At 71.9% G+C, this 23110-nt stretch carries 3 protein-coding genes; all 3 read right to left on the bottom strand.

Going from position 1 to position 23110, the window contains the following annotated elements:
• Positions 1 to 6: 6 nt before the first annotated feature.
• The gene (locus tag OV427_RS07060; protein WP_267855342.1) at positions 7 to 16905 is read right to left on the bottom strand and encodes a non-ribosomal peptide synthase/polyketide synthase; all 16899 of its coding nucleotides are present in this window, start codon (positions 16903 to 16905) and stop codon (positions 7 to 9) included.
• 10 nt (positions 16906 to 16915) lie between these two features.
• Positions 16916 to 21952 carry a non-ribosomal peptide synthetase gene (locus OV427_RS07055; RefSeq protein ID WP_267855341.1) on the bottom strand — a complete coding sequence of 1679 codons (5037 nt, stop codon included), beginning with the start codon at positions 21950 to 21952 and terminating at the stop codon, positions 16916 to 16918.
• A 137-nt stretch (positions 21953 to 22089) separates the two neighbouring features.
• The gene (locus OV427_RS07050; RefSeq protein WP_267855340.1) at positions 22090 to 22989 is read right to left on the bottom strand and encodes an alpha/beta hydrolase; all 900 of its coding nucleotides are present in this window, start codon (positions 22987 to 22989) and stop codon (positions 22090 to 22092) included.
• Between the last annotated feature and the right edge of the window lie 121 nt (positions 22990 to 23110).

The raw sequence follows: 23110 nt of genomic DNA, 5'->3' as shown, positions 1-23110 counted from the left end.
GCCGGGTCATGTGTCGATGCGTGCAGGGGCCTCGTCCTGCCCGGCTCCCGGCAGGTCCGCGAGCCGCTGCTCGGGGTTGGCGAGGAGGGACTCCAGCACCGCGCGCCAGTGGCGGGGGAGCCGCTCGATGACGGCCGGGTCCAGGCGCTCGGGGGCGTAGGAGAGCTCGAGCTTCAGCTCCCGTCCCGGTAGGACGACGGCGTCGAGCGCGGTGAAGGGCTGCTCCAGCGAGTGGATGCGGCGCAGGCCCAGGTGTTGGGCCCGCGTGCCCACGGCGGCATCCCTCGGGTAGTTCTCGAAGACGTAGAGCGTGTCGGGAAGGGGCTCGCTCCGCGGTGGCTCGGTGTGCGCGTATTCGGCGAGCGCGAGCTGGCGGGCCTGGAGGTCCTGCAGCCACGGGAGGCACGGCTCGCCGCCGGTCAGGGGGATGCGCAGCGGCAGCGCGTCGATGAGCGGGCCGATGATGGACTCCGCCCCCGGCAGCTCCGGAGGCCGGCCGGCGATGATGACCTGTGTGAGGACCGTGTCCACGCCGGTGTGGTGTGCCAGCACCCGCGCCCACGCGCCCAGGGCCAGCGTGTTCAGCGTGAGGTGGTGCCGCCTTGCGAAGGCCGTGAGGGCGGAGGTCAGGGACTCTGGCAGGACGTACAGGTGCTCTCGCCACGGGACGGTGGGGGTGCCCGGCGGGCCCCGGTCTCCCGGGAGTGGCGTGGGGCGGGTGAGGGTGTCTTGCCACCAGGCTTCGGAGGTGGAGGAGGTGCGGCGCTTCATCCAGGTGATGAAGTCGCGGTAGGGCGGGCGGCTCGGGAGCGGGGTGTGCTGGCCCTGGTAGGTGGCGAGCAGCTCGTCCATCAGCAGGCCCACGCTCCAGCCGTCCATCAGCAGGTGGTGGAAGCTCCAGGCGAAGCGGAACGTGTCCGTGCCCGTGCGAGCGAGGGTGAGGCGCAGCAGCGGCGCGGCGGCCGGGTCGAAGCCCTGGACGCGGTCCTGTCGCAGGACGGAGTCCCAGTGCGCGTGCTGGGACTCGGCGGGGAGGGTGCGCCAGTCGTGTTCCTTCCACGGGAGGTCGACCTGGGCGTGGACCTGCTGGGTGCCGTCCCCGGGTGGGAAGGACGTGCGGAGGATGGCGTGACGGCGGACCATCGCCTCCCACGCGCGGCGGAAGGCGGGCACGTCCAGGCCCTGGTGGAACTCCCAGGTGAGCTGCGTGCCGTAGGCGCCTGTTCCCGGCGCGAGGCGCGTGTGCCGCAGCATCCGCCGCTGGAGCGGGGAGAGGGGATAGGTGTCCTCGATTTGGAGTTCGGGGGGGACCTGGGCCGGACGGGTCTGGATGAGGGCGCGGAGCGTGTCGAGGCAGCCGTGGGCGAGGCGGTCGATGGTGGAGCGCTCGTGGAGGTTGTCGCTGTAGGTCCAGCGCAGGACGAGGCGCCCGTCCATGACGTGGCCATTCACGTCCAGCACGTGTCTGCGGTGGCCCTGGGCGCCGTGGTCTGGACCGGGGGACTCCCAGGTGAGGCCGAAGAGGGCACTGGCGTCCGCCAGTGAGTCGAGCTGGCCGAGGTAGTTGAAGCTCACCTCGGGCGAGGGCAGTGCCGCGAGGCTCATGGCGACTGTGTCCTCGGTGGACTGTCGCAGGTAGCGCAGCAGGCCGAAGCCGAGGCCCTTGTCGGGGATGCTCGTGAGCGCGTGGTGCACGGCGCTCACCGTGTCACCTGGCGTGGCGTGCGCCAGGGCCGGCAGGACCACGGGGTGGATGGTGGTGAACCAGCCGGTGGTGCGTGAGAGGTCGACGTCGTCGAAGAGGTCCTCGCGGCCATGGCCTTCGAGGTTGACGGCGAGGGCGGAGTGGCCGGTCCAGGAGCAGAGGGATTGGGCGAGGGCGGCGAGGAGCAGGTCGTTGATGTGCACGCGCCAGGCGGAGGGAGTGTCCTGGAGCAGCAGGCGGGTTTCGTCTGGGGAGAGCGAGACGGTGAGGTGGCGAGCGGAGGCGAGGGAGTTGTCGGCGGAGTGGGTGTCTCTTGGGAGTGGGTGGACGAGGTGCCAGGGCAGGCCCGTCCAGAAGGGGGCCTGGTGGGAGAGGGCTTCGGAGTTTGCGTGGGAGTGGAGGCGGCGTGCCCAGGCCTGGAAGGAGGTGGTTTTGGGAGGGAGTGCGGGAGGCCGGCCCTGGGAGAGGGCGAGGCAGTAGGCCTGCAAGTCGTCGAGGAGGAAGCGCCAGGAGACGGCGTCGACGACGAGGTGGTGGATGGCCAGCAGCAGGCGGGGAGTGAGGCCGGGGCCGCGGTGGAAGAGAGCGGCACGCACGAGGCCGCCGTCTTCGAGGCGCATGGAGGCCTGGAGCACGGCGGCGCGTGAGGCGATGGCCTGGGGTTGCTGGGAGAGGGGCAGGTGGGAGACGTCGACCTGGAGCAGGGTGAGGGGTGGTGCCTTCTCGGCGTTCTCCTGGTGCCAGTGAGGCGGGTGGGTGAAGCGCATGCGCAGGGCGTCGTGGTGCACGCACAGCATGCTCAGGGCCTGCTCCAGGACTTCGGGGGAGAGGGGCTGGCGGACTTCCAGCAGGAAGGCCTGATTGAAGTGGTGGGGAGTGGGCAGGCCCCACTCGAAGAACCAGTGCTGGATGGGAGTGAGGGGCACCGGACCGGAGACGTGCTCCTGTGAGGTGGCTTCGGTGGAGGCCAGTTGGACGACGCGGGCCAGTTGCTCGACGGTGGGGTGCTGGAAGAGTTGGCGAGGAGAGAGCTTGAGGCCGGCCTGGTGGGCGCGGGAGATGACTTGAAGGCTGAGGATGGAGTCGCCGCCCAGGGCGAAGAAGTTGTCGCGAACGCCCACCTGCTGCACGCGCAGCACGGAGGCCCAGATGGCCGCGAGCTTCTCTTCCGTGAGGGAGCTTGGAGCCGCGTAGCCACTGGCGCTCGCGGTGCCGTGCGTTTCTGGAGCGGGTAGAGCCTTCCTGTCGACCTTGCCGTTGGGAGTGAGGGGCAGGGCCTCCAGGGTGACGAAGGCGGCGGGCACCATGTGCTCGGGCAGGTGGTGCAGCAGGAAGTCGCGCAGGGCGGTGGTGGCGGGCGCAGTGGAGTGCGGCACCGCACGGGCAGCGACTGAGTCGGCGACCTCGACGGGCGCGCTGGAGTGAGGCACCACGTAGGCGACGAGCCGCTTGCCTCCGGGACCGTCTTCACGTGCCACGACGGTGGCTTCACGGATGTCCGGGTGCTCGAGCAGTGCTGCTTCGATTTCACCGGGCTCGATGCGGAAGCCACGCACCTTCACCTGCGCATCGGCGCGGCCCAGGAAGTCCAGTGCGCCGTCGGCCCGCCAGCGCACGCGGTCTTCGGTGCGGTAGAGGCGGGCCCCTGGCTCGGTGCGGAAGGGGTGCGGGATGAAGCGCTCGGCGGTGAGGGCGGGCTGGCCCAGGTATCCACGCGCCAGGCCGGCGCCGCCCACGTAGAGCTCTCCCGTGACGCCCACGGGTACCGGCTGAAGCTCGCGGTCCAGCACGTACACCTGCGTGTTGGCGATGGGGCGGCCGATGGGAGGCAGTCCCGCTTCGGTGCCCTCCACGGCCACCGTGGCGCACGTGGTCACCACGGTGCTCTCGGTGGGGCCGTAGTGGTTGACCAGTTGGAAGCGCGCCTCCGTGTGTGGCCTCTGGCGCAGCCGGTCTCCTCCCGTCAGCAGTACACGCAAGGCCATGCCTTGCGGCCACACTTCCTCGGTGAGGACGGCCTCCGCCAGGGGCGTGGGCAGGAAGCAGTGGGTGATGCCCTGTGCGGCCAGCCACTGAAGGAGCAGGGCCGGGCTGGCGCGCTCCTCGTCGCCGGGGATGTGGAGGCTGGCACCCGAAGCAAGCGGGGGCCACAGCTCCCAGATGGAGGCGTCGAAGGCGGTGCCGGCCACCTGAGTCGAGCGACTGTCGGGTGTCAGTGCGTACGTGCGCTGGTGCCACGCCACCAGGTTCATCAAGCTGGCGTGGGTGATGCCGACGGCCTTGGGCTGGCCGGTGGAGCCCGAGGTGTAGATGACGTAGGCGAGATGCTCCGGGCCGGCGTCGGAGTGAGGCGCGAGCTCAGGCTGTGCAGCAATCAGGGGCGCATCCGCGTCCAGCAGCACGCGAGGAGTGGCACTGTCGGAAAGCCGCCCGGCGAGGGCTTCCGTGGTGACGAGCAGGTGTGCCTTGCTGTCGTTGAGCAGCCACTCGAGGCGCTGAGGCGGGTAGGCGGGGTCGAGCGCAACGTAGGCGCCCCCGGCCTTGAGGATGGCCAGGGCACCCACGGCCCAGCGCGCCGAGCGCTCCACGCACAGGCCCACGCGCACCTCGGGCCCGACCCCCAGCGAGCGCAGGTGGTGTGCGAGCCGGTTCGCCCTTCTCTCCAACTCCGCGTAGGTGAGGGTTTCTTCAGAGTCGCTCACGGCGAGGGCTCGCGGAGTGCGGCGGGCGTGCGCTTCCACCTTCTCGTGGATGCAGGTGCCAGACGGCACGGGGGCGTGCGTGGCGTTCCACTCGACCAGCAACCGGGCTCGTTCGTTCTCCTTCATCCAGGGGAGCGACGCGAGCGGCTGGTCCGCGCGGGTGAGCATGCCCTCCAGCAGCGTCTGGTAGTGCTCCACCAGTTGGCGCATTGCCTCGGCGCCGAAGCGGCCGGACTCGTATTCGAGCTTCAGCAGCAGCTCTCCGTGTCGCGGCAGGATGACGGCGGTGAGCGGGTAGTGCGTGTGCTCCGAGGACCGCAGGTCCCTCACGGCCAGTCGGTTCGCACGCTCGCGCACCGAGCCGTCCATCGGGTAGTTCTCGAAGGCGAAGAGGCTGTCGAAGAGAGGTGTTCCTCTCGGGACTTCGCACCAGCTCTGGAGCTGGGCCAGGGGTGTGGCCTCGTGCTGGCGCACCTGGCTCTGTTGCGCCTGGAGCGCCTGAAGCCAGGGCACGAGTCGCTCCCGCTCGGGCAGCCGCACGCGCACCGGGAGCGTGTTGATGAACAGGCCAATCATCGACTCCGCGCCAGGAAGCTCTGGCGGACGGCCGGCGACCGTCGTTCCGAACACCACGTCCCGCTGGCCGCTGTAGCGCCCGAGCAGCAGCGCCCATGCCCCCTGGGCCAGCGTGTTCATCGTGAGGTGATGCCGCCTCGCGAAGGCTTGCAGCCTCTCCGTGAGCGCTGCTGGGAGCAGGGTCAGATGCCCCTCCGGAACCCCCGTCTCCACCTGAGCGCGACCGGGCCGTGAGTCGGCAGGCAGGGGCGTGGGTTCGGTGAAGCCAGCGAGGGACTCGCGCCAGAAGGACTCTGCGCGGGCTGCGTCTCGCGTCCGCAGCCAGGCGATGTAGTCGCGGTACGGCGGACGGTCCGGGAGGACCGGGGACTCACCCTTGGACACGGCCTCGTAGCTGGCGAACAGCTCGTCGAGGAGCGGCCCCATGCTCCAGCCGTCCAGCAGCAGGTGGTGGTGGCTCCACACCAGCCGGTGGATCTCCGCGTCCATCTGGATGAGCGTGAGGCGCAGCAGCGGCGCCTGGGTGAGCTTGAAGCCGTGGCCGCGGTCCTCCGCGAGGAAGGCTCGCAGGCGCTCGTCCCGCGCATCCCGCGGCACGTCGCTCCAGTCGAGCTCCCGCCAGGGCAGGTCGACGCGGGCCTGGACGCACTGGAGGGGCTCGGGCAGTCCTTCCCAGAGGAAGGCAGTGCGGAGGATGGCGTGCCGCTGGAGCAACACCTCCCAGGCACGCCGGAATGCGTCCGGGTCCAGCCCGTGCATCTCCCAGGTGAGCTGCGTGACGTAGGTGCCCGTGGTGGGGGACAGGAGCGCATGGAACAGCAGCCCCTGCTGCAACGGCGAGACGGGGTAGAGGTCCGCGACTCCGGGAACCGTCTGGAGCACCCGGTCCAGCGTGGTCGGAGCCAGGCGCGCCAGCGGAAAGTCCGTGGGACGTCGGCGGTGGGCTTCCTCGGTGTCCCGGTCCCGGATGAGCGCACGGAGCGTGTCGAGGCAGCCGTGGGCGAGGTGCTCGATGGTGGAGCGCTCGTGGAGGTTGTCGCTGTAGGTCCAGCGCAGAACGAGGCGCCCGTCGAGGACATGGCCGTTCACGTCCAACACATGGCGGCGCGGTCCCTGGTCGCCGTACATGGGGCCCGTCGGGTCTCGCGAGAGGCCGAAGAGGGCGCTCGTGTCCGCCATCGAGTCGAGCTGGCCGAGGTAGTTGAAGCTCACCTCGGGAGAGGGCAGTGCCGCGAGCGCGCGGGTTGCCGGGTCTTGGAGCTCACGCAGATAGCGCAGCAGGCCGAAGCCGAGGCCCTTGTGCGGCACGTCGCTCAGTTGCTGGTGCGTGGAGGCGAGGACTTCACCCGGACGGGCCTTGGGCTCCGCTGAGAGCACGAGGGGGAAGAGACTCGTGAACCAGCCGGTGGTGCGTGAGAGGTCGACGTCGTCGAAGAGGTCCTCACGGCCATGGCCTTCGAGGTTGACGGCGAGGGCGGAGTGGCCGGTCCAGGAGCAGAGGGATTGGGCGAGGGCGGCGAGGAGCAGGTCGTTGATGTGCACGCGCCAGGAAGAGGGAGTGTCCTGGAGAAGCAGGCGGGTTTCGTCTGGGGGGAGTGAGACGGTGAGGTGGCGAGCGGAGGCGAGGGAGTTGTCGCCGGAGTGGGTGTCTCGTGGGAGTGGGTGGACGAGGTGCCAGGGCAGGCCCGTCCAGAAGGAGGCCTGGAGGGAGAGGGCTTCGGAGTGGGCGTGGGAGTGGAGGCGGCGTGCCCAGGCCTGGAAGGAAGTGGTTTTGGGAGGGAGGGCGGGAGGCCGGCCCTGGGAGAGGGCGAGGCAGCAGGCCTGCAAGTCGTCGAGGAGGAAGCGCCAGGAGACGGCGTCGACGACGAGGTGGTGGATGGCGAGCAGCAGGCGGGGAGTCAGGCCAGGGCCGCGGTGGAAGAGGGCGGCGCGCACGAGGCCGCCGTCTTCGAGGCGCAGGGAGGCCTGGAGCACGGCGGCGCGTGAGGCGATGGCCTGGGGTTGCTGGGAGAGGGGCAGGTGGGAGACGTCGACCTGGAGCAGGGTGAGGGGTGGTGCCTTCTCGGCGTTCTCCTGGTGCCAGTGGGCAAGGTGGGGCGGTGCTGCTTCCATCCGTGAGGTCTTCGCGCCTGCGGCGAGGGCAGGGGGCTGGTGGGTGAAGCGCATGCGCAGGGCGTCATGGTGCACGCACAGCACGCGCAGGGCCTGCTCCAGGACTTCGGGGGAGAGGGGCTGGCGGAGTTCCAGCAGGAAGGCCTGGTTGAAGTGGTGGGGAGTGGGAAGGCCCCACTCGAAGAACCAGTGCTGGATGGGAGTGAGGGGCACCGGACCGGAGACGTGCTCCTGTGAGGTGGCTTCGGTGGAGGCCAGTTGGACGACGCGGGCCAGTTGCTCGACGGTGGGGTGCTGGAAGAGTTGGCGCGGAGTGAGTTTGAGGCCGACCTGGTGGGCGCGGGAGATGACTTGAAGGCTGAGGATGGAGTCGCCACCGAGGGCGAAGAAGTTGTCGCGAACGCCCACCTGCCGCACGCGCAGCACGGAGGCCCAGATGGACGCGAGCTTCTCCTCCGTGGGGGAGCTTGGAGCCGCGTAGCCACTGGCGCTCGCGGTGCCGTGCGTTTCTGGAGCGGGTAAGGCCTTCCTGTCGACCTTGCCGTTGGGAGTGAGGGGCAGGGCCTCCAGGGTGACGAAGGCGGCGGGCACCATGTGCTCGGGCAGGTGGTGCAGCAGGAAGTCGCGCAGGGCGGTGGCGACGGGCGCGGTGGAGTGAGGCACCACGTAGGCGACGAGCCGCTTGCCTCCGGGCCCGTCTTCACGTGCGACGACCACGGCCTCGCGAACGTTCGCGTGCTGGAGCAGCGCCGCTTCCACTTCACCCGGCTCGATGCGGAAGCCGCGCACCTTCACCTGCTCATCGGCGCGGCCCAGGAACTCCAATGCGCTGTCCGCCCGCCAGCGGACCCGGTCTCCGGTGCGGTAGAGGCGGGCCCCAAGCTCGACGCTGAAGGGGTGCGGGATGAAGCGCTCGGCGGTGAGGGCGGGCTGGTTCAGGTAGCCACGCGCCAGGCCGGCGCCGCCCACGTAGAGCTCTCCCGTGACACCCACGGGTACCGGCTGAAGCTCGCGGTCCAGCACGTACACCCGCGTGTTGGCGATGGGGCGGCCGATGGGAGGCAGTCCCGCTTCGGTGCCCTCCACGGCCACCGTGGCGCACGTGGTCACCACGGTGCTCTCGGTGGGGCCGTAGTGGTTGACCAGTTGGAAGGGAGCCTCCGCGCGTGGCCTCTGGCGCAGCCGGTCTCCTCCCGTCAGCAGTACACGCAAGGCCATGCCTTGCGGCCACACTTCCTCGGTGAGGACGGCCTCCGCCAGGGGCGTGGGCAGGAAGCAGTGGGTGATGGCCTGTGCGGCCAGCCACTGAAGGAGCAGGGCCGGGCTGGCGCGCTCCTCGTCGCCGGGGATGTGGAGGCTGGCACCCGAAGCAAGCGGGGGCCACAGCTCCCAGACCGAGGCGTCGAAGGCGGTACCGGCCACCTGGGTCGAGCGACTGTCGGGTGTCAGGGCGTACGTGCGCTGATGCCACGCCACCAGGTTCATCAAGCTGGCATGGGTGACGCCGACGGCCTTGGGTTGGCCGGTGGAGCCCGAGGTGTAGATGACGTAGGCGAGATGCGCGGGGCCGGCGTCGGAGTGAGGCGCGAGCTCAGGCTGTGCCGCAATCAGGGGCGCATCCGCGTCCAGCAGCACGCGCGGAGTGGCACTGTCGGAAAGCCGCGCGGCGAGGGCTTCCGTGGTGACGAGGAGGTGCGCCCGGCTGTCGTTGAGCAGCCACTCGAGGCGCTGAGGCGGGTAGGCGGGGTCGAGCGCAACGTAGGCTCCTCCGGCCTTGAGGATGGCCAGGGCGCCCACGGCCCAGCGCGCCGAGCGTTCCACGCACAGGCCCACGCGCACCTCAGGCCCGACCCCCAGTGAGCGCAGGTGGTGTGCGAGCCGGTTCGCCCTTTGCTCCAGCTCCGTGTAGCTGAGCCGCGAACCACTGCTCTCAACAGCGACAGAGTCTGGATGCAGCGCCACGATCCGCTCGAACAGCTCCGGCAGCGTGAGGTCGCGAGGGAAGTCGGCGGCAGTGGTGTTCCACTCCACCAGCACCTTCCGGCGCTCCTCCTCGTGCATCACAGGCAGCGCATCGATGCGCTGATCGGGGTCCGCGAGCGCTGCCTCCAGCAGTCGCTCGAAGCGCCCGGCAACCCGAGCCACCGTGGCCGGCTCGAAGAGGTCCGTGCTGAACTCCCAGACGGCGATCCATCCGTTCTCCGTCTCTCGCATCGACAGGGTCAGGTCGAGCTTCGATGTGCCCGTCTCCACGTCTCGCAGGCGCACGGACACACCCGGCAGCTCCAGCGCCGCACGCGTGGCGCCCTGCAACACGAACATTGCCTGCACCAGCGGCGTCCGCCCCAGGTCCCGCTCGGGATGCAGGGCCTCGACGAGTTGCTCGAAGGGCAGGTCCTGGTGGGCGTACGCACCCAGGCAGCGCTCCCGCACACGGCCCAGCAGCTCGCGGAAGGTGGGGGCTCCGGACAGGTCTCCGCGCAGCACCAGCGTGTTGACGAAGAAGCCGATGAGTCCCTCCACCTCGCGCCGGTTGCGGCCCGCCACCGGCGTGCCCACCAGCAGGTCCTCCTGTCCCGTGTGCCGCATCAGCAGCACCTGGAACGCCGCGAGCAGCAGCATGAAGTGCGTCACCCCTTCGCGCTGCGCCAGGGCCTCGACACGCCCGGACAGCGTGCGCGGCAGCAGGGCTCGGAGCCGTCCGCCCCGGTGGCTCCAGACCTGTGGGCGGGCATGGTCCGCTGGTAGCTCCAGCACGGGCAGCGGACCCGCGAGCTGCTCACGCCACCAGGCGAGCTGCGTCTCCCGCACCTCTCCGTTCAACCACTCGCGCTGCCAGACGGCGAAGTCCGCGGACTGGACGGGCAGGGGCGGCAGCGTGGCGGCGCCCCCGGACCGGAGTGCCGAGTAGATGGCGCTCAGCTCCCGCTGGAACACGTCCTGGGACCACCCGTCGGAGACGATGTGGTGCATCGACAGCAGCAGCGCGTGGACCTCCGGCGCGAGCCGCAACAGCGTGGCCCTTACGAGCGGCCCCTGGTGCAGGTCGAACGGGCGCAGCGCCTCTTCCCGGGCGCGACGCTCGGCCTCCGTGTCGCGCTCCTCGGACGACAGGCCGGTGAGGTCCACCACGGGCATGTCGAGCGCCAGCTCCGGCGCGATGACCTGGATCGGGTGCCCGTCTTCCATCGCGAAGGTCGTCCGCAGTGCCTCGTGCCTGCGCACCACTTCCCGCAGGCCCTCGCGGAGCAGGTCCGCCTCCAGTGCTCCCTCCAGCCGCACCACCAGGGGCACGTGGTAGGTGGCCCCGCCCGGGGCGAGCTGCTCCAGGAAGTACAGCCGCTGCTGAGCGAACGACAGCGGCAGCGGACCGTTGCGCGGGACTGGCACCAGCGGTGGCTCACGCCGCGCTCCCGGCGCGGTGTCTCGCAGGGAGGACTCGAGGTTTCGGGCCACCGCCGCCACCGTGGGCTCCTCGAACAGCCGCTGTAGCGGCACCTCCACGCCGAAGGACTCGCGCAGTCGCGAGAGGGCTTGCGTGGCCAGCAGCGAGTGTCCGCCCAGCTCGAAGAAGTCGTCCTCCACCCCGACTCGAGCCACGCCGAGCAGCTCCGACCAGATGGCCGCCACCCGGCGCTCCAGGTCGGTGCGCGGGGCGACGTAAAGCTCGGGCGAGGCCGCCGTGAGGCTGACGCCCGGGACGGGCAGGGCCTTCCTGTCCACCTTGCCATTGGGCGTGAGGGGCAGCGCGTCCAGCATGACGACCGCGGAGGGCACCATGTGCTCGGGCAGCCGGTGCAGGAGGAACTCGCGCAGGGCGGTGGCGACGGGCGCGGTGGAGTGAGGCACCACATACGCGACGAGCCGCTTGCCTCCGGGCCCGTCTTCCCGTGCGACGACCACGGCCTCGCGAACGTCCGCGTGCTGGAGCAGCGCCGCTTCCACTTCACCCGGCTCGATGCGGAAGCCGCGCACTTTCACCTGCTCATCGGCGCGGCCCAGGAACTCCAGTGCGCCGTCGGCCCGCCAGCGCACGCGGTCTCCGGTGCGGTAGAGGCGGGCCCCGGGCTCGGTGCTGAAGGGATGAGGAATGAAGCGCTCGGCGGTGAGGGTGGGCTGGCCCAGGTAGCCACGCGCCAGGCCGGCGCCGCTCACGTACAGCTCTCCCGTGGCACGCACGGGCACGGGCTGGAGTTCGCGGTCCAGCACGTAGACCCGCGTGTTGGCGATGGGCCGGCCGATGGGTGGCAGTCCCGCTTCGGTGTCCTCCATGGCCACCGTGGCGCAGGTCGCCACCACGGTGCTCTCCGTGGGGCCGTACTGGTTCACCAGCCGGAACCGTGCGTCCGCACGGGGACGGGAATGCAGCCGGTCTCCTCCCGACACGAGCACCCGCAGGGCCACGTTTGCGGGCCAGCGCTCGGAGAGCACGGCCTCGGCCAGGGGCGCGGGGAGGACGGCCAGCGTCACACGTCGCGCGGCCAGCCACTCCAGCAGTCGCGAGGACTGCGTGCGTGTCTCGTCGCTCGGAATGTGGAGGCTTGCCCCCGTCACCAGCGTGGGCCACAGCTCCAGCATCGACGCATCGAACGACGTCCCGATGACGTGGGACACCCGGTCCTCGGGCCCCACCGCGTACTCGCGCAGGTGCCAGTGGACCAGGTTCGCCAGGCTGCCGTGCGTGACGCCCACGCCCTTGGGCTGCCCTGTCGAGCCGGAGGTGTAGATGACGTAGGCGAGGTGTTCGGCGCGTGCGCCGCTCGATAGGGGCGTGTCCGGCTGGGACTCGATGAGCGGCGCGTCCGCGTCCAGCAGCACCCACTGCTCACCGTCGGAAGGAAGCTCATCGGCGATGGCCTCGGTGGTGATGACCACCGGAGCGCCGCTGTCGCGCAGCATGGAGGCCAGCCGGTCCATGGGCTGGTTCGGATCCAACGGCACGTACGCGCCGCCGGCCTTGAGGATGCCGAGCGCTGCCTCCACCCACGGCCCCGAGCGCTTCACGCACAACCCCACGCGCACCTCGGGCCTCACCCCCAGCGACCTCAGATGGTGCGCGAGCCGGTTCGCCCGCCGCTCCATCGCTCCATACGTCAGCGTCCCCGCGTCATCCTCCACCGCGAGCGCATCCGGAGTCAGCGCGGCCCTCGCCTCGAACAGGGCGGGGACCAGCGAGTCCACGGGCCCGGCGGTATCCGTGGCATTCCACTCGACCAGCAGTCGGTGGCGTTCCTCCGGCGCGAGCATGGAGAGCTCGGTGATGCGTGGGTCCGGGGACGCGGCGATGGACTCCAGCAGCCGCACGTAGTGGTCCGCGATTCGGCCCACGGTCTCCCGGTCGAACAGCTCGGTGCCGTAGCCGAAGGATGCGACGAGCCCTGCCTCGCTTTCGGAGATGGCGAGGCCCAGGTCCATCTTCGCCCGCCCCGGGTCGCCATCCTCCAGGCGTGCGCAGAGGCCCGGCAGCTCCAGCACCGGGGTGGCCCCGTCCTGCACGGAGAACATCACCTGGAACAGCGGGCTGTGCCCCGCGCCGCGCTCGGGATGGAGCGCCTCGACGAGCTGGTCGAAGGGCAGGTCCTGATGGGCATATGCGCCCAGGCAGGTGTTCCGCACGCGGCCCAGGAGCGCCCGGAAGGTGGGGGCTCCGGAGAGGTCTCCGCGCAGCACCAGCGTATTGACGAAGAAGCCGATGAGCCCCTCCACCTCGCGCCGGGTGCGGCCGGAGATGGGGGCTCCCACCGCGACATCTGTCTGACCGGTGTAGCGGGAGAGGAGCACCTGGAAGGCGGCCAGCAGCAGCATGAAGCGGGTGACGCCCTCCCGCCGGCCGAGCGCCGCCAGCGCATCCGTCAGCCTCCGGGGCAGCACCCTCTGGAGCCGCGCTCCCTCGCGAGTGCGCACGGTGGGGGCGGGACGGTCCGCAGGGAGCTCCAGGGGCTCCAGCCCGGCCAGCCGCTCTCGCCACCACGCGAGCTGCGGCTCCAGCGTCCCTCCCTGCGCGCACCGCTGCTGCCACACCGCGAAGTCGGCGTACTGGATGGGAAGTGGCGGCAGCGTGGCCGTGGTTCCAGAGGAGAGTGCCGCGTACAGCGCTCGCAGCTCACGGAGCAGCACGGCGATGGACTCGCCGTCGAAGACGATGTGGTGCAGCGTCAGCAGCAACGTGTGCGAGTCCGGTCCGAGCCTGAGCAGCAGGCTCCTCAGCAGCGGTCCCTGCTCCAGGTCGAACGGACGCGCGGCTTCTTCCGCCGCGTACCGGCGGGCCTCGTCCTCACGGGCCTCCGGGGGCAGCCCCGAGAGGTCCACCACGGGCAGGGCCAGGGATGGCTCGGGCGCAATGCGCTGCACGGGCCGTCCCCGCTCCTCGGTGAAGGTCGTCCGGAGCGACTCGTGCCGGGCGACGAGGGCCCGCAGGCTTCGTTCGAGCACTCCCACGTCGAGCGCGCCCTTCCACCGCAGCAGGAACGGGACGTTGTAGTGGACGCTCCCGGGCTCGAACCGCGTCGCGAACCACACGCGCTGCTGCGCGGAGGAGAGGACCGTGGGCCCCTCGTGAGCCACCGGCTCCAGCGGCGGGGCCTGGAGCCGCTGTCCCTCACTCCGGAGCGTGTCGAGGGTGGTGGCGAGGCTGGAGACGGTGGGCGCTTCGAAGACGCGGCGCACCGGCAGTTCCACGCCGAAGGTGTCCCGCACCCAGGCCACGAGCCGCGTGGCCACCAGCGAGTGTCCCCCGAGCGCGAAGAAGTCCTCCTCCACGCCCACGCGCTCCAGGCCGAACAGTCGTGCCCAGAGGTCCGCGAGCAGCTCCTCGGTGGCGGTGCGGGGCGCACTGTCGGGCCTCGGTTCAGCGACGGTGGAGTCCGGGACGGGCAGGGCCCTTCTGTCCACCTTTCCATTGGCGGTGAGGGGCAGGGCCTCCAGCGGTACGAATGCGGAGGGCACCATGGGTTCCGGCAGGCGCTGCTTCAGGAAGTCGCGCAGGACGGTGGACGCGAGCGTCGCTCCTGGCGTGGTGGGCACCACGTAGGCGACGAGTCTCCTGCCACTGGCTCCGTCCTCTCGTGCCACCACCACCGCGTCGCGCACGTCGGAGCACAGGCGCAGCGCTGCTTCCACTTCGCCCGGTTCGATGCGGTAGCCGCGCACCTTGAGCTGTCCGTCCAGCCGGCCCAGGAACTCCAGCGTCCCGTTCGCGCGCCAGCGCACCCGGTCTCCGGTCCGGTACAGCCGGGCTCCCGGCTCGGTGCTGAAGGCGTCCGGCACGAAGTGCTCCGCCGTCAGCTCCGGCCTGCCCAGATAGCCGAGCGCCACGCCATCTCCGCCCGCGTACAGCTCTCCCGGCACGCCGAGGGGCACGGGCCGCAGCGTCGCGTCCAGCACGTACACCCGGGTATTCGCGATGGGCCGGCCGATGGGCACGGTGGGCCCGACGTCCTCCGGTGTCCGCATCACGTGACAGCAGGTGAAGGTCGTCCCCTCGGTGGGGCCATAGCCGTTCACCAGCACGCCGACGCCACGGGCCAGCCGCTCGCGTGCCGCGCCAGGGGGCAGCACGTCTCCTCCCGCGAGGAGCTGGCGCACCCCTTCCAGTGCCTCGGGCTGGAGGGACACCATCTGCTCGAACAGGCCCGCCGTCAGCCACAGCGTCGTCACCCGCTCACGCCGAAGCGCCTGGCCCAGTTCCTCCAGTGAGGGCGTGTGCGGAGGGAACATCACCAGCCGAGCACCGTGCAGCAGGCTGCCCCACAGCTCGAACGTGGAGGCGTCGAACGCCAGCGGCGCGAGCTGGAGGAAGACCTCGTCAGGGCCGAACCGCGCGTAGTCCGCTCCCATCACCAGCCGCACCACCGCCCGGTGAGGCACGCCCACGCCCTTGGGCCGGCCCGTGGAGCCCGACGTGTAGACGACATACGCGAGGTCGCCCGCGGTCACTCCGGTGCGGGGCGCGTCCTCCCGCTCCGTCGTCACGGCGCCCAGGGGCACCACCTGAAGCCCGAGCGTCTCCGGCAACCGTGGCAGCAGCTCCGGGGAGGCCAGCACCCATGGCACGCCCGTGTCGTCCAGGAGCAGCGCCAGCCGCTCTCGCGGGTGGCTCGGGTCCAGCGGCACGTAGGCGCCTCCGGCCTTGAGGATTCCGAGCACGCCCACGACCAGCTCCAGCGAGCGCTCCACGCACAGCCCCACCGGGGTGCCCGTCCTCACGCCCAGCGCGCGCAGGTGGTGAGCCAGCCCGTTCGCCCGCCGGTCCAGCTCCCGATAGGTGAGCCGCAAGTCTCCGAAAGCCACCGCCACGGCGTCGGGCGTTCGCGCCGCCTGGGCCGCGAACAGCGCGGGGAGCGTCGCGTCCCGTGGGTAGTCGGTGCGCGTGGCATTCCACTCCACCAGCAACCGGTGCCGCTCCGCCTCCGCCATGACGGGCAGCGCCGAGAGCCGCGCGTCGGGAGCCAGGGCCACGCCTCGCAGCAGCACCTCCAGGCGCTCCGCCAGCCGCGCCGCGGTGTCGGGTGTGAAGAGGTCGGCGCTGTACTCCAGCTCACCGGAGAGGCCCTCCGGGCCCGCCGCGAGGTGCAGGCTCACGTCGAACTTCGACAGCCGCCGCTCCACCTCCAGCCGTGACACCCGCACGTCGGCCAGTTCCAGCGCTGCCGCGGGGGCCGCCTGGAAGGTGAACATCGTCTGGAACAGCGGCGTGCGGCCCGCGTCCCCGCGCACCTCCAGTGCCTCCACCAGCCGGTCGAAGGGCACGTCCTCTCGCGAGTACGCGTCCAGGCACGTCGCGCGCACCCGCGCCAGCAGCTCGCGGAAGGACGGGTCTCCCGACAGGTCCGTGCGCAGCACCAGCACGTTGACGAAGGCGCCCATGAGCCCCTCCACCTCTGCCCGGCCACGCCCCGCCACCGGGGTGCCCACCAACAGATCCTCCTGCCCCGAATGGACCCGCAGCAGCACCTGCCACGCCGCCAGCAGCAGCATGAACGGCGTGACGCCCTCCCGGCGCGCCAGGGCTTCCAGCTCCCGAGCCACCTCCGCCGGCAGGTGGACCCGCTGGTGTCCGCCCCGCAGCGTCCGGGTGCCTGGCCGAGGGTGGTCCGCGGGCAGCTCCAGCGAGGGCAGGGGGCCGGAGAGTCGGCGGCGCCACTCCGCCAGCAGTGGCTCCAGCGCCTCACCCGTGAGCTTCTGCCGCTGCCAGCGCGCGAAGTCCGCGTACTGGATGGGCAGCGCCGGCAGCGAAGGGGCGACCCCCGAGGAGAACGCCCGATACAGCGTCCCCAGCTCGCGCACCAGCACGCCCAGGGACCACTCGTCGCAGGCGATGTGGTGCAGCGACAGCAGGAGCACATGGTCCTGCGTGCCCAGCCGCAGCAGCGTGGCCCGCAGGGGATGCTCGTGCTCCAGGTCGAAGGGCCGCTCCGCCTCGTCCCGTGCCAGCCGGCGCGCGGTGTCCTCACGTTCCGACACGTCGCTCAGGTCCACGGTGGGCCAGTGTCCTTCGCGCGCCGGGGCGACCACCTGCACGGGCTGGCCTCCGACGTCCGCGTAGGTGGTCCGCAGCACCTCGTGGCGCTGGACGAGCGCATCGAGTCCCTTGCGCAGTGCCACCGCGTCCAGCGGCCCCGTCAGCCGGAAGGCGCGGAAGAGGTTGTAGGCGAAGCCGCCCGGAGACAGCCGATCGACCAGCCAGAGCTGCTGCTGTGCGAAGGACACCGGCCCCAGCTTCGTGCCGGGGCCCCGCTCCTGGAGCAGCCGTGCGAGTGCCTCGCGCCGCTCGGTCTGGGAAAGCACCGCGGTCCTGGGTGTCTGGCTCATGTTGGGGACCTCAGAGGTCGTCGATGCCGAGCAGCAGGTTCACTTCGTCGTCGGAGAGCTGCGCCGCGTCCACGGGCAGCTCCGCGCGTTGAATGACGTCCGCGTCTGGGGGGCGGCTCCGTTGCGCTGCGAGCACCTCCGCCAGCCGCGCCACCGTCGGGTGGTCGAACACGTGCCGCACCGTCAGCCCGACCTGGAGCTCCGCGCGCACCCGGGAGACGAGCCGCGCCGCGAGCAGCGAGTGGCCTCCCAGCGCGAAGAAGTCGTCATGGATGCCGGGGCGCTCCACGCGGAGCAGCTCCGCCCAGAGCGCGGCCAGCCGCTCCTCGTCCGGCGTCCGTGGCGCCACGTACGTGCTCGTGGGCGCGAGCGAGTCCCGCCCCGGAGCAGGAAGCGCACGGCGGTCCACCTTGCCATTGGGCGTGAGCGGCAGCGCTGGCAGGAGCACATAGGCGGCGGGCACCATGTACTCGGGCAGGCGCTGCTGGATGAAGGTCCGCAGGTCGGCGGCGGACGGTGTGGCCCCTTCCGCTGGAAGCGAGGGCACCACGTACGCGACGAGCCGCCTGTCCCCCGGCGAGTCCTCGCGCACCACCGTGACGGCCTCGCGCACGCCGGAGTGCTGACGGAGGACGCCCTCCACCTCGCCCGGCTCGATGCGGTAGCCACGCAGCTTCACCTGCTGGTCCACGCGGCCGAGGAACTCCAGCGTCCCGTCCGTGCGCCAGCGTGCCAGGTCGCCCGTGCGGTACAGGCGCGCTCCCGGCCCGCCGCTGAACGGGTCTGGCACGAAGCGCTCCGCCGTCGAGTCCGGGCGGCCCAGGTAGCCTCGCGCCACGCCCTCTCCGCCCAGGTACAGCTCCCCCGGCATGCCCGGAGATACCGGTTGCCGCCTCGGGTCCAGCACGTACGCGCGGGTGCCGGGAATCGGCCGGCCGATGGGCACCGGGCCCTCGTCCGAGGCCGATGCCACGGCATGCGCGGTGGACCAGACCGTCGTCTCCGTGGGGCCGTACAGGTTCCACACCTCGCCGCCGCGCGCCCGCAGCTCCACGGCCAGCTCGCGCGGCAGCGCCTCGCCCCCGCACAGCGCCTTCAGCCGCCGGCCCGTCCAGCCGGACTCCAGCAGCAGCCGCCACGTGCTCGGAGTGGCCTGCATCGCGGTGGCTCCGCACGCGTCCAGCAGCGCGCCCAGCCGGCTCCCATCCGTCGCCTCGTCGCGGCTCGCCACCACGACTCGCGCGCCCACCGAGAGCGGCAGGAACAACTCCAGCACGGCGATGTCGAAGGACAGCGTGGTGACGGCCACCAGCACGTCCCCTACCGTCAGCCCGGGGTGCTCGGCCATGGCCGCGAGGAAGCGCGCCACGGCACCGTGCGGCACCTGCACTCCCTTCGGCGTCCCCGTGGAGCCGGAGGTGTAGAGGACGTACGCCGTGGACACCGGGTCCACCGTCCGGTGAACGGGCGTCGCGTCCTCGCGCTCCAGCCCGTCCGCGTCCGTGTCCAGGCACACCGTGCGCACGGAGTCGCCAGCACGGAGCCTGGGGAGCAGCGCCGCCTGCGTCACCAGCACCGGCGTGCTCGCATCGCGCGACATGAAGGCCAGTCGCTCCGGAGGGAAGCCCGGATCCAGCGGCACGTAGGCCCCTCCGGCCTTCAGCACGCCCAGCAGCCCCACCAACATGTCCACCGAGCGCTCCACGCACAGCCCCACCCTCACCTCCGGCCCCACCCCGAGCCGCACCAGCCGCCGCGCGAGCTGCTCCGCCCTGCCGTCCAGCTCCGCGTACGTCAGCGTCCTGCCCCCGCTGGTAACCGCCACCGCATTCGGGGTGCGTCGCGCCCAGGTCTCGAACGCCGAGTGCAGCCCGGCCGGCCCGGGCAGCGCCGCGGTCTCCGAGCCGCTCTCCAGGCCGCTCCACTCCACGAGCACCCGGCGGCGCTCCTCCTCCGACAGCAGCGGCAGCGCGGACAGGCGCCGGTCGCGCGCGGTGGCCACGGCCTCCAGCAGCCGGTGGAAGTGACCCGCCAGCCGCGCCACCGTGTCCTGCTCGAACAGGTCCGCGCTGTACTCCCAGCGGATGGCGACGGGGCCGTCCTCCGGAGCGCCGGTGCCCGCGCGCTGCTCGCCTTCGGGGATGACGATGACGTTGAGATCGAATTTCGCCGAGCCATTGCCGATGGGCACCGTCGTGCCCTGCAAGCCGCCGAACTCCAGCTCCGGCACCGGCGAGTCATGGAAGCTGAACATGACCTGGAACAGCGGCATGCGCCCCGCGTCGCGCTCGGGTTGCAGCTCGCGCACCAGCTCCACCAGGGGCACGTCGGCGTGGGCGTGGGCCTCCAGGTCCACCGCGCGCACCCGCCGCAGCAGCTCCGCGAAGGTGGGGTCTCCGCTTGCGTCCGTGCGCAGGAGCACCGTGTTCACCATCATCCCGATGAGCGTCTCCAGCTCCGGCGCCCGGCGATTGGCCACGGTGGTGGCGACACAGACGTCCTCCAGCCCGGTGTAGCGGTGCAGCAGCGCCACGAAGGTCGCCCGCAGCGCCATGAAGAGGGTGACGCCCTGGCTCCGGCACAGGGCCTTGAGCTCGCGACGGAGGGGCTCGGGCAGCTCGGTGCGCAGCTCTCCTCCCCGGGAGCTCGGGACGCGGGAGCGCGGGCGGTCCGTGGGCAGCTCCACCGGCGGAGGCAGGGGCGTCAGCCGCCGCCGCCAGTACGCGAGCTGTGCCTCCATGGCCGGGCTTGCCTGCCACCGGCGCTGCCATGCGGCGAAGTCCGCGAACTGGATGGACAGCTCGGGCAGGGGCGAGGGCTGTCCGGTCAGGAAGGCGGAGTAGAGCGCCTTCAGCTCGCGCAGGAAGACGGCGGCGGACCACCCGTCGTGGACGAAGTGGTGCTCCACGTGCAGCAGCACGTGCTCCTCCGTTGCCAGCCGCAGCAGCGTCCACCGCACCAGCGGCAGGCGCGTCACGTCGAACGTGCGGCGCACCTCCTCCGCGAGCCGTCGCTTCGCCGCGCCCTCGGAGTCCCGCTCGCCGCCGAGGTCCACCACCGGCAGGCGCACCTCCCAGGGGGCGTGGATTTCCTGCACCGGGTGCCCGTCCCTCGCGGGGTAGGTCGTCCGCAGGCCTTCATGCCGCCGGATGATTTCCGCCAGCGCCCGCTCAAGCACCGGCACGTCCAGCGCGCCCCGGAGCCGCAGAATCATCTGCGCGTTGTAGGCGAGGTTGTCCGGGGCCAACTGGAGGAGGAACCAGACCTGCTCCTGCTGGAAGGACAGGGGCAGCACGCCCTCGCGGGGGACGCGGGTGAGCGGCGGCGGCGCGAAGCCCGGAGCCCGCTCGGTCCGCGTGTCCAGGAAGTGCGCCAGCCGGGCCACGGTGGGGTGTTCGAAGACGGCGGACAACGGCAGGTCCACGGACTCCGTCTCGCGCAGCCGGGCGAGGAGCCGTCCCGCCAGCAGCGAGTGTCCACCGAGGAGGAAGAAGTCGTCGTGGATGCCCGGCTGCGCGTGGGAGAACAGCTCGGACCACAGGCGTAGCAGCCGGGCCTCCGTGGGCGTGCGCGGCGCCGTGGCGTCCCGGGCGGCTCCAGGCACGGGGAGCGCGGCGCGGTCCAGCTTGCCGTGCGCGGTGAGCGGGAGCGCCTCCAGCACCACGAACGCCGACGGCACCATCGGCTCTGGCAGCCGCTCCCGGAGCCTCGCGCGCAGGTGCTCGGCGGACAGCGCCGCTTCATCCACGGGCCCACCGTCTGGCACCACGTAGGCGACGAGCCGCCGGTCTCCGGGAGCGTCCTCGCGCGGCACCACCACGGCCTGCCGCACGCCCGCGAGCTGGGAGAGCACCGCTTCCACCTCGCCCAACTCGATGCGCACGCCCCGCACCTTCACCTGCGAGTCGAAGCGCCCCAGGAACTCCAGCCGCCCGTCTGGCAGCGCCCGCACCCGGTCTCCGGTGCGGTACAGCCGCGCGCCCGGCTCGGCGCTGAAGGCGTCCGACACGAAGCGCTCCGCCGTCAGGTCCGGGCGGCCCAGGTAGCCTCGCGCCAGCCCCACGCCCCCCACGTACAACTCCCCCGGCTCACCCGCTGGCACCGGCTGCCCCGCCGCGTCGAGCACGGACACGCTTACGCCAGGCAGGGGCCCGCCGATGGAGGGCCGCTCCACGTCCACGGCGGTGTCCACCGTGGCGCAGATGGTGGCCTCGGTGGGGCCGTAGGCATTCAGCAGCCGGCGGCCCGGCTTCCACCGGCGCGCCAGCTCTGGCGGCAGTGCCTCGCCCGCGGAGATGAGTGTCTCCAGGGCGTCCAGCCCCTCCGGCTCCAACTGCGCCAGCACCGAGGGCACCAGGGTCACCGTGGTGATGGCCTCCTCCCGCAGCAGCGCGTGCAGCCGGGGACCGGGCAGCAGGGCCTCGCGAGGCGCCAGGTGCAGCGTCGCGCCCGCCGCCAGGGTGGAGAGCACCTCGCACACCGACGCGTCGAACCCCGCCGAGGCGAACTGGAGCACCCGGTGCCCCGGCCCCACCCCGTGCGCCTCCACGACGGCGCCAAGCACCTGGCTCAGCCCGCCGTGCGCCAGCAGCACGCCCTTGGGCCGGCCCGTGCTGCCCGAGGTGAAGATGATGTACGCGAGGTGCTCCGGCGTGACACCCGAGGCGGGTGGCTCCGAGGGCCACCGCGCCACGTCCTCCTCCACGCCCGCCAGACATATAAAGGATGCGTCCACGTCCGGGAGCCGCTCCCGCCACACCGAGCGGGTGAGCACCACGCGGGGCCGTGCGCTCTCCAGCATCCAGGCCAGCCGCGCCTGCGGGTAGCCCAGGTCCAGCGGCAGGTACGCGCCGCCCGCCTTGAGCACCGCCAGCAGCGCCACCACCCACTCCGGCGTGCGCTCCAGCGCGAGCGCCACCCGCTCCTCAGGCCCGACGCCCAGCGCCCGGAGGTGATGCGCCAGCCGGTTCGCCCGCGCGTCCAGCTCGCGGTACGTCAGCACGTCACCTCCGGCCACCACCGCCGCCGCGTCCGGCGCGAGCGCCACGCGGGCTTCGAAGAGGCTGTGAGCCAGGCCAGAAGGCCGGAGGGACGGTGGACGGGGAGCGTGAAGAGGGGGACGCGCAGGGGGGTGGGGGGCCATGCAGGGCCGCCGAAACTAGCAGGACTCCCCGACAGCCAAGGTCAGCCCGCACCCAGGAGCGCCGCGTCGAAGTGCTGACGCAGCCGGCGCTCGTACTCCGAGGGTGCCACCTTCGCGTACTCGCCGTGCCCGGCGCCCTCAACCACCCACAGGCTCTTGGGCTCGCAAGCCGCGCGGAAGAGGCTGGCCTGGAGCTTGGCTGGCGCGTCCGGGTCCACGTCCCCGTTGATGAGCAGCAGGGGGCGCCCCTGGAGCCGGCACATGCCGTCGATGGGGCGCACCGCCTTCACGTCCACGCCCGCGTGGCGCAGCGTCCACAGCACTGGCTCCGCGCTCAGCGCGCCCCAGCGGCCATAGCCCGAGTACACGTCCGCCTCGAGCGCGGGAAAGGCCCCCGCCGCCGCCACCGCCTTCACGCGCGCGTCGGTGCTGGCCACCAGCAGCGCGGTGGTGCCGCCCATGGAGAAGCCGAACAGCCCCACCCGGGCCGGGTCCACGTCCGGACGCGCGGAGACGAAGTCCAGCGCCGCCGTCACGTCGCGCCGCTCGCCGTCGCCCCACGTCACGCGGTCCCCGTCGCTCTCGCCGTGCGCGCGCAAGTCGAAGACGAGGACGCCGAAGCCCGCCCGGGCGAGTGCGCGCGCCTCGAAGAGGAGCTGCGCGCGGTTGCCCGCGAAGCCGTGCACCAGCACCACCGCCGCCCGGTTGCGCGACGGCACGTACCAGCCGCGCAGCGTCAAACCGTCCGCCGTGGTGAAGGCCACGTCCGAAAGCCCCGCCAGCTCGCCCGTGGCCGCCGGGCGCTCCGCCGGCACATGGGGTGGGTGCAACAGACCCTGGCCGATGCGGTAGCCATGGAAGCCGAGGTAGCCGCCGGCGGCGAGCGCCCCCAGCAGGACCGCGAGGAGGATGACGGGGAGGGGACGAAGGCGCGTGTTCACGATGGGCGTCGGGCGAAGAGCCGAAAAGGGAGACTAGCCGAGCGGGTCCGTGATTCCTCGCATCAAGCTCGGTTGCTTCACGAGGGGCCGGCCGCTAGGGGTTACCTTGGCGCCCCAACAT

The organism is Pyxidicoccus sp. MSG2 (genome assembly GCF_026626705.1).
GTDB lineage: Bacteria > Myxococcota > Myxococcia > Myxococcales > Myxococcaceae > Myxococcus.
This window is presented reverse-complemented; position numbering and strand designations above follow the sequence as displayed.